15 protein-coding genes are annotated in these 15840 nt (G+C 45.9%); 8 read left to right on the top strand and 7 right to left on the bottom strand.

Annotated elements, in window-relative coordinates:
* Positions 1-198: 198 nt before the first annotated feature.
* From NHN17_RS14545 to NHN17_RS14535, 3 genes are all read right to left on the bottom strand, one after another.
* Positions 199-939: a sulfite exporter TauE/SafE family protein gene (locus NHN17_RS14545; protein WP_255043293.1), complete on the bottom strand. Its 741-nt coding sequence runs from the start codon at positions 937-939 to the stop codon at positions 199-201.
* Between the two features lie 8 nt (positions 940-947).
* Entirely contained in the window at positions 948-1835 is an 888-nt protein-coding gene (locus NHN17_RS14540) for a sugar phosphate isomerase/epimerase family protein (RefSeq protein ID WP_255043292.1), read from the bottom strand.
* A 72-nt stretch (positions 1836-1907) separates the two neighbouring features.
* Complete coding sequence (locus NHN17_RS14535) at positions 1908-2801, bottom strand: TIM barrel protein (protein ID WP_255043291.1); 894 nt, start codon at positions 2799-2801, stop codon at positions 1908-1910.
* Between the two features lie 199 nt (positions 2802-3000).
* Here NHN17_RS14535 and NHN17_RS14530 point away from each other — a divergent pair, with 199 nt between their 5' ends.
* Genes NHN17_RS14530 through NHN17_RS14520 form a run of 3 tightly spaced genes read left to right on the top strand, consistent with a single transcriptional unit; the run spans position 3001 to position 5564 of the window.
* A complete protein-coding gene (locus tag NHN17_RS14530) occupies positions 3001-4215 on the top strand; it encodes an acetyl-CoA C-acetyltransferase (protein WP_255043290.1) in 1215 nt (404 codons plus the stop codon).
* Positions 4216-4227: 12 nt separating this feature from the next.
* On the top strand, positions 4228-4878 hold the full coding sequence (locus NHN17_RS14525; RefSeq protein WP_255043289.1) for a CoA transferase subunit A: 651 nt from the start codon (positions 4228-4230) through the stop codon (positions 4876-4878).
* 2 nt (positions 4879-4880) lie between these two features.
* The gene (locus NHN17_RS14520) at positions 4881-5564 is read left to right on the top strand and encodes a 3-oxoacid CoA-transferase subunit B (RefSeq protein ID WP_255043288.1); all 684 of its coding nucleotides are present in this window, start codon (positions 4881-4883) and stop codon (positions 5562-5564) included.
* 87 nt (positions 5565-5651) lie between these two features.
* On the opposite strand, the gene phaC is transcribed toward NHN17_RS14520, so the two are convergent.
* The 4 genes from phaC to NHN17_RS14500 all read right to left on the bottom strand — a co-directional run bounded on the left by phaC (position 5652) and on the right by NHN17_RS14500 (position 9951).
* Complete coding sequence (phaC, locus tag NHN17_RS14515) at positions 5652-7469, bottom strand: class I poly(R)-hydroxyalkanoic acid synthase (RefSeq protein ID WP_255043287.1); 1818 nt, start codon at positions 7467-7469, stop codon at positions 5652-5654.
* 68 nt (positions 7470-7537) lie between these two features.
* A complete protein-coding gene (locus NHN17_RS14510) occupies positions 7538-7885 on the bottom strand; it encodes a phasin family protein (protein ID WP_255043286.1) in 348 nt (115 codons plus the stop codon).
* Positions 7886-7963: 78 nt separating this feature from the next.
* The gene (locus NHN17_RS14505) at positions 7964-9172 is read right to left on the bottom strand and encodes an acetyl-CoA C-acetyltransferase (RefSeq protein WP_255043285.1); all 1209 of its coding nucleotides are present in this window, start codon (positions 9170-9172) and stop codon (positions 7964-7966) included.
* Between the two features lie 38 nt (positions 9173-9210).
* Positions 9211-9951, bottom strand: coding sequence for an SDR family oxidoreductase (locus NHN17_RS14500; RefSeq protein ID WP_255043284.1), 741 nt, complete (start codon positions 9949-9951; stop codon positions 9211-9213).
* Between the two features lie 568 nt (positions 9952-10519).
* On the opposite strand from NHN17_RS14500, the gene NHN17_RS14495 reads away from it, so the two are divergent.
* From NHN17_RS14495 to NHN17_RS14475, 5 genes are read left to right on the top strand one after another with little or no spacing between them, the layout of a single operon-like run.
* Positions 10520-11476 carry an AAA family ATPase gene (locus NHN17_RS14495; protein WP_255043283.1) on the top strand — a complete coding sequence of 319 codons (957 nt, stop codon included), beginning with the start codon at positions 10520-10522 and terminating at the stop codon, positions 11474-11476.
* Positions 11473-12441, top strand: a complete 969-nt coding sequence (locus tag NHN17_RS14490) for a DUF58 domain-containing protein (protein ID WP_255043282.1) — start codon at positions 11473-11475, stop codon at positions 12439-12441. The genes NHN17_RS14495 and NHN17_RS14490 overlap by 4 nt, the downstream gene beginning before the upstream one ends.
* The gene (locus tag NHN17_RS14485; RefSeq protein WP_255043281.1) at positions 12434-12937 is read left to right on the top strand and encodes a DUF4381 domain-containing protein; all 504 of its coding nucleotides are present in this window, start codon (positions 12434-12436) and stop codon (positions 12935-12937) included. Before NHN17_RS14490 ends, NHN17_RS14485 begins: the two co-directional genes overlap by 8 nt.
* Positions 12930-13895, top strand: a complete 966-nt coding sequence (locus NHN17_RS14480; RefSeq protein ID WP_255043280.1) for a vWA domain-containing protein — start codon at positions 12930-12932, stop codon at positions 13893-13895. The genes NHN17_RS14485 and NHN17_RS14480 overlap by 8 nt, the downstream gene beginning before the upstream one ends.
* The gene (locus tag NHN17_RS14475; protein WP_255043279.1) at positions 13888-15840 is read left to right on the top strand and encodes a vWA domain-containing protein; all 1953 of its coding nucleotides are present in this window, start codon (positions 13888-13890) and stop codon (positions 15838-15840) included. The genes NHN17_RS14480 and NHN17_RS14475 overlap by 8 nt, the downstream gene beginning before the upstream one ends.

Genomic DNA, 15840 nt, shown 5'->3' with positions numbered 1-15840 from the left:
AGCCAGCGATTGTCTTTAAAGAAATGGCATTGGCTGCTTGATATTGGAGAGTGTCGCACTTCGCAGTTGAATTCGGGTACCAATCTGGATAAATAGTTGATCAAATATTTATGTAGGTTGGTATAACGCATAAAGAAAAAGCCACAGTGTATTTACACTGTGGCTCATATCTAACAATGCTCATCCAAAGACGATGCACTACAGAACATCAGTAACCAACTTCACCCCTGATATGAACAAGAACAAATAACATAAACGGTAAACCACCTCTTGACTGACTCGATGAAGTAACCACACCCCCATATGCACCCCGATAGGAGCCAGTGGCATAAGCACTAACGCCGTCATCAAATTAGTGGTATCAAACTCCCCAAGCAGGCTATAGGGAATAAGCTTCACTAAATTGATAATGGCAAATAACACTGCCATAGTGGCAATCAATGTCACTTTCTCAAGCCGCAGGGGTAACAAGTAAATACTGGCTGGGCCACCACCGGCATGAATTGCGGTGCTGGAAAAACCACTCAAGCTACTCCACAACCATGCACTCACCTTACCGGGCTTCTTGTCCTGCTTAACTCCACCGAACACATATTGCAGGCTAAATAACAGCGATAAAACACCAATCAATAATTTAAACCCTGACTCCGGTGTCACGCTGAGAAACAAACCAGCCAACAATATTCCCAATAAAGAGCCTGGCAACATCTGCCGTAGAATCGAATAATCGGCACTACGGTAGTGTTGCTTAACAGCAAATGCATCCATAACGCAAAGTATAGGAAGCAAGATAGCGGCAGCTTGTGTTGGCGAAACCACTAGGGCCATCAAAGGAACAGCAATGATCCCTAGTGCGCCGCCCAAACCGCCTTTACCAATCCCGTAAATTAATACAGCTGGAACGGCAGTAATATAAAACCAAGGATCAGTAACTATCATCTCAATCCTTACAAGCAGTGTTCAGTTAGATAACCACGGCTCTTCGCCATATCCAGTTTCACATGGTCTAGCTGATGCACTGCGCGCTCTTGCTCAACGACAATCCAACCTTGGTAATCAATATCTTTTAAAACTTGGAAGACTCTTGAGAAATTGATACTGCCCTCGCCAAGTGGCCGGGTTAGCCCTTGGCTAAAGGCATTTGTCATCCCACAACGGCTACGCATCGCATTATGTAATTGCTGGCCATCAACATCCTTCAAATGCAGATGTTCTAACCGGTTCGCATACCGGCGGATAAACTCTTCGGGTTTCATACCATCAATGAACAGGTGGCCGATATCTAAACACAAACCAAGGCGCTCAGCCGGAATGGCATGCATAACTGTTGCAATCTCATCGGAAAAAGCAACATAACCACCGGAGCTCGGGTGCAATAATGTCCGAATTCCTCTATTAGCTGCGATTTCCGCAACAGCAGAAATAGTATTGATCATCGCCTCCAGCTGGTCTTTCTTGAGCCTCGGTGCAATCACACCATGGCCAACATAGGAGTCCCTGTCTGCATTGGTGCGATCCATAATAATTAGCTTATCGACCCCTATCGCGACGAGCAGCTCAACAACGCGATGAGCGTTAGCAAGAATTTCATCTTTTGACTCAGGACAACTAAAGTCCCCATGCAAGTTCCCTGCGCACACTTTCATGCCTCTGATCCGTAGTGAACTTGCAAGAATAGAAGGGTCTTCAGGGAAATACCCGACAGGCCCAAGTTCAATCCCCTCATAACCAGCTTCACGGGCTTCAACAAGCACTTTACCCCAACTAGGGTTATCGCCTTGTATAGAGTTCTCTACTCCCCAGCTGCAAGGTGCACACGCTATTTTCATTGCCATAATTACATCCTCTACATGACAAATTTCTTGAAATAATTCTTTGGCAGATCGTCTGCGTTGTTATTTGAACGCTTATTGAATAAGTCCTTTTTCAACCAAGAACTGACGGCTCTTTTTAATATCGGGTAATGTGGTGTCGGAATGCCGTGGATCGCGTTCTTGTTCAATTGTGATCCAACCGTGGTAGCCAATGGATTCAAGTGCTCGGGCTACTTCATCATAGTCCACCGCCCCTTCACCTAATGGGCACATCACACCATCAGCACAAGCTTGCCAAAAACCCACTTGATCCTTAATGGCTCGCTGTAACCTGTGCTGGTTTACATCTTTAAAATGCACATACTCTAGCCTATCGGCGTATTCAATCAGGCTCTTTGCAGGATCCATGGTGGCGTAATACAAATGTCCGGTATCAAGACAAAGCCCGACATTTTCTGACGGTAAATCAGCTAACATAAGATCTATTTCATCTTGATATTCGATATACCCACCAGCATGAGGATGAACAACCGTCCTAATTTCATGACGCTTGGCAATCTCAGCGATATCTCTAACAGTGCTCATCATGTGAGCCCAACGCTCTGCGTCCAACCTTGGGGCCTGATCGGGCATCCCCGCATAGCGGCTTCTGATGTCATTGACACAATCGATAACCACCAGTTTTTCGCAACCAACCTTCTGCAAAAAGTCACATAGCCGTTTGGTTTTATTGATTATATCTTCATAACTACCCGGCTCGGACAGCGGTTCGAAAATAGTACCTGCGCAAATTTCAAGTTCTTTAACGTACAACGCAGTGTTTACCGTATCCGCATCGAGCGGCAAAAAACCATAAGGTCCCAGCTCTGTACCGGAAAACCGGCCTAACCTCGTTTCAGACAACACCGTCATCCAATTCGGATTATGTGGATTGTCTGAAGATTCAACACCCCAGCAACAAGGTGCGCATGCAATTGAATAACTCATAGTTCCACCCTCAAGTGACCAATTAACTGGACAAAGTAAATTACAGTCAGACTAATCACTCTCAAGCCAAAATGACGTGACCAAGCACGCATCTTATTTTTGCATTTTCGCAAATCAGATTTGAATCTATGTCTATAACACCCAAACGCCAGTCCCTCATAAGATGTGGTTAACAAATCAAACTGAAACAGGAAGTTGTATGGAACCCGTTTACATTGTTGCCGCAAAACGTACCCCTATTGGCAGTTTCAACGGCGCACTTGCCCCCGTGTCAGCCCCTCAGCTAGGCGCGACCGCGATTAAAGGCGCACTAGAGCAATGTCACCTTGATCCAAGCCTGATTGATGAAGTAATTGCAGGAAATGTATTAAGTGCAGGTATCGGGATGGGACCAGGCCGTCAAGCGGCTATTCTCGCCGGCATCCCTGAGACTGTCCCAGCCTACACCTTGAATATGATCTGTGGCTCCGGTATGAAAACCGTGATGGATGGCGTTAGCCATATCCGAGCAGGTGACGCTGAGATCATTGTTGCTTGCGGTATGGAGAGCATGTCTCAGGCCCCTTTTATCTCTGCCAACCCAATACGTGATGGCGTCAAAATGGGCCAACTAACGCTCGACGACTCCATTATCAAAGATGGTTTAACTGATGTTTTCAATCAGTACCACATGGGGCTAACAGCAGAGAATATCGCGGAATTACATCAATTAAGCCGTGAAGAACAAGATCAATTCGCGCTTTCCAGCCAACAAAAAGCCACTGCAGCGCTTAAAGAACATGGCTTTAGTGATGAAATTGAACCAGTCAATGTTTCCCACCGCCGTAAGCAATATACGGTTAGCCTTGATGAGTACCCGAAAGCGGATGCCAGTTTTGAAAAACTGCAAGCCCTTCGCCCGGCCTTCAAGAAGGAAGGTACGGTAACCGCTGGTAACGCATCGGGGATCAATGATGGTGGTTCGGCCATTATCCTTGCTTCAAAAGCGGCGATTCAACGTTACAACCTCACACCTCTCGCTGAAGTTATCGCCTGCGGTCAAGCCGGGCTATCACCAAAAGTGATGGGATTAGGCCCTGTGCCCGCTATCGCCAATGCACTTGATAAAGCCAAACTGACACTGGCCGATATCGAATACTTTGAGCTTAACGAGGCATTTGCCGCACAAGCCCTCGGGGTAATGAAAGAGCTATGTGAAAAGCATAGCGTCGATCAATCTTGGCTCGAGTCACGCACCAACCTCAATGGTGGTGCCATTGCCCTCGGTCACCCACTCGGTGCTTCAGGCAACCGAATATTGACCTCATTGATTTACCAACTAGAACGTTCACAGCAGACCTATGGCTTGGCCTCCCTTTGCATTGGTGGTGGTATGGGAACAGCCGTGATCATCCGTCGATGCCAGGCGAACTAATAGGAGTACATTATGAAAAAATCTATCTCAAAAAAAGAGATCGCCAGCCTTCTTCGCGATGATATGACTATCATGATCGGCGGCTTCATGGCCAACGGTGCACCTGAAGGATTAATTGATATCATCCTTGAGTCTAACATCAAAAACATCACCCTAATCACTACAGATACTGGTACACCCGAATCTGGTTCAGGTCGACTGATCAAAGCAAAGCGTATCAGCAAACTCTATGCCTCTCACATTGGCACGAACCCTGAAACCGGGGCGCAGATGAACAGAGACGAATTAGACGTAGAGTTAGTTCCACAAGGCACATTAGCTGAGCGGATCCGCGCAGCAGGTGCAGGTCTGGGGGGCGTATTAACCCCTACCGGACTTGGCACCTTAGTAGCTGAATCAAAACAGGTTATTCAGGTTGATGGCAAAGACTTCCTGCTAGAAAAACCATTACGCGCTGATCTTGCCCTGATCCGTGGCTCTATTGTTGATACCAAAGGCAACACGGTTTACAAAGGTACGACACAGAACTTCAATCCGTTAATGGCGACAGCCGCTGACACCGTAATCATCGAAGCTGCTAGCTTGGTCGATATTGGTGACATCGCCCCAGAAGCGGTACACACACCGGGCTTGTTTATTGATCACATTTACCAAGGAGCTTAATCATGGCCATTCAACGAGAAAAACATCAAATTCGCCGTATGATTGCTTGGCGTGTTGCACAAGAGCTTCATGATGGTGATGTGGTTAACCTTGGGATTGGGTTACCAAGCCTTGTGGCCAATGAAACCTCTTCAGACATCGAAATTCTACTTCAAGCTGAAAATGGCCTAATTGGTATTGGAGAAATGCCGGATGAAGCCAATATTGACCCGGATCTGGTCAATGCCGGTGGGCAACCAATAACAGCAACGACTGGTGCATGTACTTTCCATAGTGCAGACTCGTTCACTATTATCCGTGGCGGGCATGTTGATGCGACGGTACTGGGCGCATTGCAGGTCGACCAGTTTGGTAACCTTGCTAACTGGATTATTCCTGGAAAAATGGTCCCAGGTATGGGCGGTGCAATGGATCTCGTGGTGGGTGCGAAGAATGTCATTGTAGCCATGGAGCATACAGTCAAGGGTAAACCCAAACTGCTCAAGCATTGTTCATTACCTCTTACTGCCGCTAATCAAGTTGACCTCATTATCACTGAACTTGGCGTTATCAAAATCACTGAGCAAGGAATGATGTTGACCGAACTTGCTCCTGGTACGACGATTGATGAAATTCAGGCAGCAACTGAAGCAGAGTTAATCATTTCGCCAGATTTAAAGGCAATGCCGATCCCTAGCGATTTGTAATAGCAAACAGACACCGTTACGCTAGCGCATATTTAAGCCAAAAAAAAAGCCAACGTATAAACGTTGGCTTTCTTATTATCGTAGATGTTACGCTTCCTGTTGTTCTTCCGGTTGCCCTTGCAACACGTTAGATACTTCAATTGGCAACTTCTGCATCACGTAGTTTCCAGGCGCTGGACCCGTAGCAGGATATGTATTACTACCTGCATTTCGAGCATCAATCGCCTCTGCCTCTTCAAAGCCTCCCATCCACTTGTTCCAGTGGGTCCACCAAGAGCCATCTTGGCGTTTAGCCCCTTCTAGCCAGGTTTCAGGATCAGCCGAGGATTTAGAGTTCGTCCAGAAGCCATATTTGTTCTTTGCAGGGTGGTTTACGATACCTGCAATATGACCTGACTCACCCAATACAAACGTAGACTTTCCACCTAGCTTGCTAGCACCACGATAGGTACCCTGCCAAAGCGCAATATGATCTTCCTGAGTTGAGATGAAGTAAGTTGGGATCTTGATCTTAGCCAGATCAATATACACACCACCCACCTTATACCCTTTAGGATCGATAAGACGGTTTTCAAGGTAGAACTGACGCAACAATGTACTGTGGCAGGCTACTGCAACATTGGTACTATCACCGTTCCAGTACAACAAATCGAAGTCGATCGGGCTGTTACCTTTAAGGTAATTGTTGATGTAGTAATTCCAGTACAAGCTGTTTTCACGTAGCAGGCTGAATGTCACACTCAACGAGCGACCATCCATGTAGCCTTTCGCTTCATTCTGTGCTTCGATGGCTGAAATGATTGGGTCATTGACGTATGCACCAATCTCACCAGGCTGAGAGAAGTCAAGTAATGTGGTGAAGAACGTTGCAGATTTAATGCGATTACGCATTCGTTTGGCGGAATAGTAAGCCAACGTTGTAGCTAGCAGCGTACCACCAATACAGTAACCAGCGGCATTGATTTGCTTTTCACCTGTAATCTCTTCAACAACATCAACGGCTTTAACGACACCATCAACAACGTAGTCGTCAAAATCAACGTCAAACATGCTGGCATCAGGATTACGCCAAGACATCATGAATACAGTATGTCCTTGCTCAACCAACCAACGTACCATTGAATTCTTCTCTCGAAGATCCAAGATATAGTACTTATTGATAAATGGCGGCACGATCAGCAACGGCGTTGCATTCACTTTATCAGTCAGTGGCTTATATTGAATAAGCTCAAACAGGTGATTCTTGTAAACAACATCACCGGCGGTATTCGCCACATTTTCACCCAATTGGAAAGCCGCATCATTGGTCATGCGGATCTTCAGCACATCGGCACTAGATTGCAAATCTTGCTGAAGAAGCTCCATTCCCTTCACTAAGTTTTCACCATTAGTTTCAACGGTTAGCTTAGCTAATTCCGGGTTTGTGGTGACAAAGTTCGTTGGAGACATAGCGTTGATTGCCTGACGAGAAAAAAAGCTTAAACGCTCTTTCGCTTTATCGTCTAGCCCTTCCATCGAGTCTATTGTCTCTTTCATCGTATTACTGAACAGTAAATACGATTGCTTTATATAATTGTAAAACGTTTCATTTTCCCATGCAGGATCAATAAAGCGTTTATCATCTTTTTCAGGCTTAACAAAATCGTCTTCGTCACCCGTTTTCATGGTGACATTTTGCCAGATCTTCATCTGGTTCTCCCACCAGTCCATTTGCACTTTGGCAATAACGGCTGGTTGCGCTGATGCTTGTTCGATCAACTTAGTCGTATCTTCTAAGCTAATTTCATTGAGCGCTTTATTTAAGGGAGTATTCATGGCTGCTTTGCCGGATTCCAGCTCCTTCCACCACATCTGGTTCATATCTTGGAGCTTGGCAAAGTAGTCCGTAAAGAAGTTATGATTCATTGCAATGACCTCTATATCAGGACTAAAAATGCCGCCCACGAATGGGGCGGCAGAATTGGTCATGCAACTTAAGCAGGTGTTGCTTGCTTTACATTTTCAGCGACTAGCTCTTCAACTTCAGTTTTGAAACTTTGAGCTACAGCATTAAATTTATTGCTGTCGTCAATTAGCTGCTGAGAAAGCTTAGTTAGCGTTTCTAGCTGTTGGCTATTGAATTCAGCGAAAGACTGAACATCTTTTACTTCGCTTACTGCTTTAAGTTGATTAAGACCAAGATCGCTGTATGCGCGAACAGCAGCAAGTTGAAGCTCTGTTAGTTCTTCAACGTTCTTAGTGAACATTTTGTTGAACTTAACGTACGGTGCTAGTGATTTTTCAGTCTGCTCAGAGAAAGACTTAAACATTTCCGTATACATAGGTATTTCCTTCATTTAAAGATTGATTAAGTACCTGTGCCATGGTGAATACAGATACTGGTTAGCTATACAACTGAATTAAACGCTCTTCAGAACAATTGCTGTACCCATGCCACCACCTACACACAAGGTAGCTAGGCCATGCTCCGTTCCGCGACGACGCATTTCGTGAAGAAGGCTGACAATAATACGGTTACCTGAAGCACCTAATGGGTGACCCAGTGCAATCGCACCACCATTTACATTGGAACGCTCGGCCAGATCTTCTACTTGAGACCCTAGTTCATCGGCCAATTCATGAAGTACACCGAGAGCCTGACCAGCAAATGCTTCGTTGAATTCGAACAGGCCCACTTCGCTGATATTAAGCTTTGCTTTATCAAGCGCTTTAACCACCGCTGGAACTGGACCTAGGCCCATAATTTCTGGAGCAATACCCGCCTGGGCATAACTTTCAATTTCAGCAAGTGGCGTTAGGCCGTATTTCTCTACTGCTGCTTCTGACGCAACAATAATGGCACTAGCGCCGTCATTGATTCCTGATGCGTTACCTGCTGTTACTGAGCCGCCTTCTTTCTTGAATGCAGCACGTAATTTAGCTAAGCCTTCAATACTCGCATCAGCTTTCGGGTATTCATCCGTGTCAACAACACTGGTTTTCCGGCGAACAGTCACTTCAACAGGTGCAATTTCACCAACGAACTTGCCCTGCTCAATCGCGGCAACCGCTTTTTGCTGGCTTGCCAATGCAAAATTATCTTGCTGCTCACGGGTAAGACCCACTTTAGCAACAACATTTTCAGCGGTTACACCCATGTGGTACTGATTGAAAACATCAGTCAGACCATCAGTAATCAGTAGATCATCAAGACTGAGTGACCCCATCTTCTGACCGTCACGGATAGTCGCTGGTGCACAGAATGGAATCTGTGACATGTTTTCTGCACCCGCAGCAACAACCAATTCAGCATCACCAGCTTTAATATGCGCAGCAGCATCCATTACCGCTTTCATACCCGAGCCACATACCATGTTGAGGCTATATGCAGGTACTTCCTGAGGAACGCCAGCATAAATGGCAGCCTGACGGCCTGGCCCCATACCTTGTCCAGCACCCACAACATTACCTAGGATAACTTCATCAAGATTTGCTGGGTTAACGTTGGCTTCTTCCAACGCTGCTTTAATTGCTACAGCAGCCAGTTGAGAAGCAGGAACTGATTTCAACGCGCCGCTGAAACTACCGATAGGCGTACGTTTAGCCGCAACGATATATACTTTTGACATGATTTTTTGCGTCCTTTCAAACTTCAGAAATTAACCCATTAGTGCATGTATAAGCCGCCGTTCACAGACAGTGTTTCGCCTGTGATATATGCCGCAGCATCGCTTGCCAAGAAAGTTACCGCAGCCGCGACTTCAGCAGGAGCAGCAAGGCGCTTCATTGGGATTTCAGCTTTAATGCTATCTAAAACTTCTGGCTTAATAGCCTCCACCATAGGTGTGCCGGTATAACCCGGAGCGATTGCGTTAACCGTTACGCCTGAACGCGCACCTTCTGCAGCCAGTGCTTTAGTAAAGCCAATCATGCCAGCTTTAGCTGCTGAGTAATTAGCCTGACCAAACTGACCCTTGAGCCCATTAACTGAAGAAATATTGATAACACGTGAGTTACCGTGTTCGCACATGGAAGCGAATAGTGGCTGGGTGACATTAAACAAACTGTTTAGGTTTGTCGTAATAACATCGCCCCATTGCTCTTTAGACATACGCTTGAACGTCGTATCACGTGTTATGCCAGCATTATTGACAAGAACGTCAATGTTACCTTCTTCTTGCAGTAATGTTGCCAGAGCTTCTGCACAATAATCAGCATCCGTAACATCCAGCGGGAACAAACGGACCTGCTCTTCTGAATAATTATTCTCTTTAAACCATTCTTTTGCTTTTGCTTCACCGCTCGGGAAATACGTGGCAATTACACGAAAACCCGCATCAACTAATCCTTTAGTAATCGATGAACCAATACCACCTTTTGCACCAGTCACTAATGCTTTCTTACTCATTACAGAAGACTCCATTCCATCTTTATGATGACATACCATCCTTAAATTCATGCACTTATATGCAATCTATCAATAAGGACCACTAACCAACGCAGACTGTTTATCAGTCTTATTATTTATCTTATTGCATCCTAGCGAGTGAAAAAGACACTTAGGTGACTTTTACATTGCACGAATATTATAAGAACACATGCACATAACAATATCAACACGGGGCATCAATGGTCGTACCAATATTCCCGCATAGAATCGTGCTAATCCTAGAATCCATGGCAAACCTCCAAATGTGTCAATAGTGTTAATTAACCCAAGCATGATATGTGCCATGTTTTATATGAGCAAAAACAATGGTATAGATTGCGTTTACAGCTAGACTTGGTGTGTTATCAGTGCAAACTCGCACTGATGAAGTGCATCAATAATCATCAGCAACAAGAGGTCAGACCTATTTAAATGACGACACCAGAGGCCAATAAATCACCAACCGAACCGTACAGATGAACTTAAACGGTCAATTTGAGTCTTAATGTTCATATTTAACTGTTTCATTTAAGGAAAATAACACCCCATGTTGACAGCAACTTTCCAACGTCTTCAATCACACCTGAATACTCAGGTCATTGGTCAACCGAATCTTGTTAAACAGTTAATGATCGCACTTCTTGCCGATGGCCATATATTGGTTGAAGGCCCGCCCGGGTTGGCAAAAACACGCGCTGTAAAAGTGCTGTCTGATAGCATTGAGGGAAACTTCCATCGCATTCAATTTACTCCCGATCTATTGCCTGCTGATTTAACCGGTACCGACATTTTTCGTCCTGAAACTGGCGACTTTACCTTTCAGCCAGGTCCCATTTTTAATGCCTTATTGCTAGCCGATGAAATCAACCGCGCACCGGCTAAAGTACAAGCCGCAATGCTAGAAGCAATGGCAGAGAAGCAAATTACGGCAGGTCGTAAAACTTATCGCCTCCCTGAGCTCTTTTTGGTCATGGCGACTCAGAACCCTATTGAACAAGAAGGGACCTACCCCCTACCTGAAGCGCAGCTTGACCGTTTCCTACTACAACTTAATGTCGATTACCCTGACGAAAGCAGCGAGCTGGAAATCCTAAGGCTAAACAGAGGCGAAGCTTTGGGGGTTACCGTCGATGAAACGGTACAGGTTACCCAAGCAGAGATTTTTGATGCACGTAAAGAAGTGCTCAACATCCATATGGCTGAAGAAGTAGAGCAATACATTATTCGTTTGATTATGGCTACCCGCCATCCCCATCGTTATAGCGAGCAACTAGCTAACTGGTTGCAAATGGGTGTCAGCCCACGCGCTACCCTTGCGCTTGATCGTTGCGCACGCTCTCATGCGTGGTTAAATGGTAGGGACTTTGTCACACCTGAAGATGTACAACTAATGGCGTACCCTGTACTCCGCCACCGTTTACTACTTAGTTACGAAGCGCAAGCTGAAGCCGTATCGCCCGATACCATCGTCGAACAATTAATTTCACAGGTTGCCTGCGCATGAATTCACAGGAATTAACACCAACACTTCCTGCACACAGTGATGGCGTTAACCTTTGTCTGGCTGAGCTTCTGCAATACAAAAACCAGTCAGTACGATGGTTGCCGCCCGCCCAAAGTGTTTGGTCACAGCTTAACGGCCAGCACCAGAGCCGTCATAAAGGGCGCGGCATGAACTTTGCCGAAGTTCGTCCTTATCAAGCAGGCGATGATATACGCGCTATTGACTGGCGCGTGACGGCACGAACAGGTAAAACCCACACCAAGCTTTTTACTGAAGAACGTGAACAGCCCGTTATGCTGTTGATCGATATCAGCCCCAGTATGAAGTTTGGTACGCAACTATTGTTGAAATCAGTGCAAGCGGCCCATTTTTCAAGCTTGCTGAGCTGGTTAGCCGTCAGTGTGCAAGATAGGATCGGCGCTATCGTATTCAATGGAAACCGATTGTACGAGTGTAAACCGACAGCACGCCAGCAAGGGCCACTAACGGTGATTAACGCCATGATTGATGCGCATAAAGATTGTGGGGATGACAGCGTTAATGAAAAGCGCCTGAGCTTTTCTGATGCACTCAAACATCTCCATCACCTTTGCCCAAAAGGGAGTGAAATTGTCGTTCTGAGTGATTTTTATCAACTGCAACAAAGTGACAAAAGACGGTTAAGTCAGCTCAGACAGCATAACCGGGTACAGTTCGTTCAGCTCTTTGACCCACTTGAATTTGGTCATACTACATTCAATGGCATCGAGTTTGTTACCGATGACCAGCAGGCAACTTGGCTAGATTTTTCAGCCCAAAACACCCGCGATAGCCTTAACCAGCAGTATCAAGAACACCAAGATTTCATACAAGAACTGTGTAAAAGCTTAGCCATTCCGTTACATCACCTCTCTGCCGCTCAGACACTGATGGAGCAACTCGGCCATTCAGGATTTAAAGGGAATAAAGGAGGGACACATGGCTGAAACAACAATGCCTGCGTTACCACTTGCCGATATCCACCTACCACAAACACCGGGTGTATGGCCTCTAGCTTGGGGATGGTGGGTCGCAATCCTACTGACTGTCATCGCACTAACATGCTTGATATTGGCCATTCTCAAACGTCGTCGTCAAAACTTAGCCAGACGAGAGGCCTTAATCCGGTTAGCTGCATTGAAATCACCTAATGATTTCAATCAACTCAACCTGTTATTACGTCAAGTCGCGATGTCATACCATTCCAGAGCTAAGGTCGCAGGCTTAACAGGGCAATCATGGCTTTCGTTTCTCGATCTCCACTTAAAAGAAAAGGACCAAGGCTTCATCAGATTGTCTGATGTTTGGCAGCAAGGACTGTTTTCCCCTTCCCCACTAGAAAAAGAACAGTTTGCTATGTGTTATCAACAAGCAAAAAAATGGATTCGTAAAGCCAACTTCCAAAGTATGCCAGGCGTATCCAAGGAGTCTGGCAATGTTTGAATTTACTTGGCTTTGGGCTTTTTTGCTGCTCCCACTGCCTATCGCCGTTTATTTCTTGAGTAAGCCTCATGCGCAGCCTTCTGCAATTAGGCTGCCCAAGCTACCAGCAGGCCTAGGGCAAAAAGCAATAATTAGCCGTTGGTTAGTTGTTTTAATGGCCACCGCTTGGATTAGCTTGATCACCGCACTTTCTCGGCCCGTTTGGTACGGAGATCCAATTGAGATCAACCCTGATCACCGCGATATGATGCTTGCTGTCGATTTGTCCGGCTCTATGTCGATCAAAGATATGATCACTGAAGACGATGAGGCCATTGACCGATTAACGGCCGTCAAGAATGTACTTCATCAGTTCATTGGTAAACGCAGTGGAGATCGCATCGGATTAGTCTTATTTGCCAACCATGCCTACTTACAGACGCCACTCACGTTTGACCGTGACACCGTCCAGCAACAGCTTAACCGAACCGTATTAGGGCTCATTGGTCAAAGTACAGCAATTGGTGAAGGGCTAGGGATCGCAACTAAAACCTTCATTGATAGCGAAGCACCTCAGCGAGTCATTGTCTTACTCAGTGATGGTGCCAATACCGCTGGGGTGATTGAACCTTTGGAGGCAGCGGAGCTTGCGGCAAGAAGTGACGTCACTATCTATACCGTTGGTGTGGGTGCAGAAGAGATGGAGCAACGTACCTTCTTTTCAACCCGTACCGTTAACCCTTCCCAAGATCTCGATGAGAGGATGCTAACCCGTATTGCGGAAATGACCGGAGGGCAATACTTCCGAGCTCGAAACCCGCAGGAGTTAGAACAAATTTACCAGATGATTGATCAGCTGGAGCCAATTAATACCGCACAACAAACGTGGCGACCTCGTCAGGAATTATTCCGTTTTCCTTTGGCTCTTTCGCTACTACTTTCAGTCATCATCGTTGTTATGAGAAAGCGTAATGGTTAGTTTTACTTTCCTATATCCCTATTGGTTGATCGCACTGATCCCGCTAGGGCTACTACTTCCGTGGTTAGCTAAAAAGCGTCATAAGCAAGGACTTATCGCCCCCCATTTGGCCGAAAAACTCGGTTTATCAAATAAATCGCAAACCCGAATAGCCTTACCCGCTATCGGCACATTGTGGATTCTGACTGTTCTGTCACTTGCAGGGCCAAGTTGGCAAAAGTCTCCACTTCCCGCGTTTAGCTTATCAGGGGCGCGCGTTTTGGTCATGGATATGTCACGCTCAATGTATGCCGACGACATCGTACCAAATCGCCTTAGCCAAGCACGGTTTAAAGCCCTTGACCTGTTACCAGGCTGGAAAGAAGGTAGCACAGGTTTGGTTGCGTATGCCGCTGATGGCTACATTGTCAGTCCACTGACAAAAGACAGTTCGACACTTGCAAGTTTAATCCCCCACCTGTCGCCTGAAATTATGCCAATTCAAGGCAGCAATGCAGCAACGGGTATTCAGGAGGCAATCAACTTGCTGAAGCAAGCGGGCCACCAGCAAGGTGATATTATTCTTATCACCGATGGTCTAAGCAATACAGAAAGTAAAGAAGCTCAAAAACTTCTCGATGAAAACCAATATAGGCTTTCTATATTAGCTGTTGGTACGACCCAAGGTGCCCCGATCAGGCTACCTGATGGCACACTACTGGCTAACAGCAAAGGTAAAACCGTGATAGATAAACTGGAAGTATCCCCATTACGAGAGTTGACACACAGGACTGGTGGCCTATTTCAGATTTCTCAGCCAACAGACCGCGATATTGATAGCCTCATCAAAGCGACTGAAAAACCGATCAGCAATCACGATACCGATGCGAGTAAAGAGCTAGAGGAGCGAATCAACGGTGGCTTTTGGCTGTTAATTCCTATTGCGCTTCTGGCGTTACTCGGTTTCCGTCGGGGAATTATTTTTGCAGCTGTATTAATGGTGACACCCGTTGATCACGCCTTTGCGGCCAGTTGGTCTGCACCCTTTACCAACAGTGATAATTTAGGGTATGAATTGTTCGAGCAAGAGAGCTATGCGGAAGCCGCTGAACAATTTTCTTCACCAGCCTGGAAAGGGGCAGCTCAATATCGTGCAGGTGATTATGAAAATGCCATAGACACTCTTTCGCCTCTTTCGGATCAACAATCTCAATACAACCTTGCTAATGCTTATGCACAAACTGGACAGTTAGATAAGGCAGAATCACTTTATCAATCAATCTTGGAACAGAACCCAGATCATCAGGATGCTAAAAAGAACTTATCCTTGGTTAAAGCACTAAAACAGCAACAAGAGAAGCAGCAACAAGATAGTAACTCGCAACAAGACGGCCAACAATCGCAGTCAGATCAAAACCAATCTCAGCAGCAAAACCAACAAGAACAGTCACCAAACAGCCAACAAGATAAGCAAGAAGGAAATCAGAATACGGATCAACAGGATCAACAACATTCGGATTCTGGAGACAATCAAGAGCAACATTCAAACCAGCCCAATAGTTCCCAGCAGGATAGTCAGCAGCAGCAAGGTAGCCAGCAGGATCGACAAGATCGGGAACAGGAACAAAGTCAATCTCAGCAAGGGCAAGAGCAATCACAGCAGAATCAAAATAATGAGCTCAATCAGCAACATGCACAACCCTCTGGTTCACAGGAACAGTCCGAAGAACAACCAGTACAAGCTGAGCATAATTCCAAAGGCGATCAAAAAGAGAATGGTGACAATCCAAGCTCAATTTCAGCTTCGACATCAAATGAGGGGACGCCAGAAAGCGTCACCGCCAGCGATCCCGTATTGAAAAAATTAGAACAGGTGCCCAACGATACCAGCGCACTGATTCGTGCTCAGCTCATCTTGCAAGCTAGAGAAAAACAAGCACCTGACGCAACAGAAAACTCATGGTAA

This window comes from Photobacterium pectinilyticum, from assembly GCF_024357955.1.
Lineage (GTDB): Bacteria > Pseudomonadota > Gammaproteobacteria > Enterobacterales > Vibrionaceae > Photobacterium > Photobacterium pectinilyticum.
This window is presented reverse-complemented; position numbering and strand designations above follow the sequence as displayed.

Bases quoted from the DNA above. Each gene is read 5' to 3' on its own strand.
- NHN17_RS14500 (WP_255043284.1), bottom strand. From the start codon at position 9,951: ATGAGTAAGAAAGCATTAGTGACTGGTGCAAAAGGTGGTATTGGTTCA.
- NHN17_RS14520 (WP_255043288.1), top strand. From the start codon at position 4,881: ATGGCCATTCAACGAGAAAAACATCAAATTCGCCGTATGATTGCTTGG.
- NHN17_RS14495 (WP_255043283.1), top strand. From the start codon at position 10,520: ATGTTGACAGCAACTTTCCAACGTCTTCAATCACACCTGAATACTCAG.
- phaC (WP_255043287.1), bottom strand. From the start codon at position 7,469: ATGAATCATAACTTCTTTACGGACTACTTTGCCAAGCTCCAAGATATG.
- NHN17_RS14510 (WP_255043286.1), bottom strand. From the start codon at position 7,885: ATGTATACGGAAATGTTTAAGTCTTTCTCTGAGCAGACTGAAAAATCA.
- NHN17_RS14545 (WP_255043293.1), bottom strand. From the start codon at position 939: ATGATAGTTACTGATCCTTGGTTTTATATTACTGCCGTTCCAGCTGTA.
- NHN17_RS14525 (WP_255043289.1), top strand. From the start codon at position 4,228: ATGAAAAAATCTATCTCAAAAAAAGAGATCGCCAGCCTTCTTCGCGAT.
- NHN17_RS14505 (WP_255043285.1), bottom strand. From the start codon at position 9,172: ATGTCAAAAGTATATATCGTTGCGGCTAAACGTACGCCTATCGGTAGT.
- NHN17_RS14540 (WP_255043292.1), bottom strand. From the start codon at position 1,835: ATGGCAATGAAAATAGCGTGTGCACCTTGCAGCTGGGGAGTAGAGAAC.
- NHN17_RS14480 (WP_255043280.1), top strand. From the start codon at position 12,930: ATGTTTGAATTTACTTGGCTTTGGGCTTTTTTGCTGCTCCCACTGCCT.
- NHN17_RS14530 (WP_255043290.1), top strand. From the start codon at position 3,001: ATGGAACCCGTTTACATTGTTGCCGCAAAACGTACCCCTATTGGCAGT.
- NHN17_RS14490 (WP_255043282.1), top strand. From the start codon at position 11,473: ATGAATTCACAGGAATTAACACCAACACTTCCTGCACACAGTGATGGC.
- NHN17_RS14535 (WP_255043291.1), bottom strand. From the start codon at position 2,801: ATGAGTTATTCAATTGCATGCGCACCTTGTTGCTGGGGTGTTGAATCT.
- NHN17_RS14485 (WP_255043281.1), top strand. From the start codon at position 12,434: ATGGCTGAAACAACAATGCCTGCGTTACCACTTGCCGATATCCACCTA.
- NHN17_RS14475 (WP_255043279.1), top strand. From the start codon at position 13,888: ATGGTTAGTTTTACTTTCCTATATCCCTATTGGTTGATCGCACTGATC.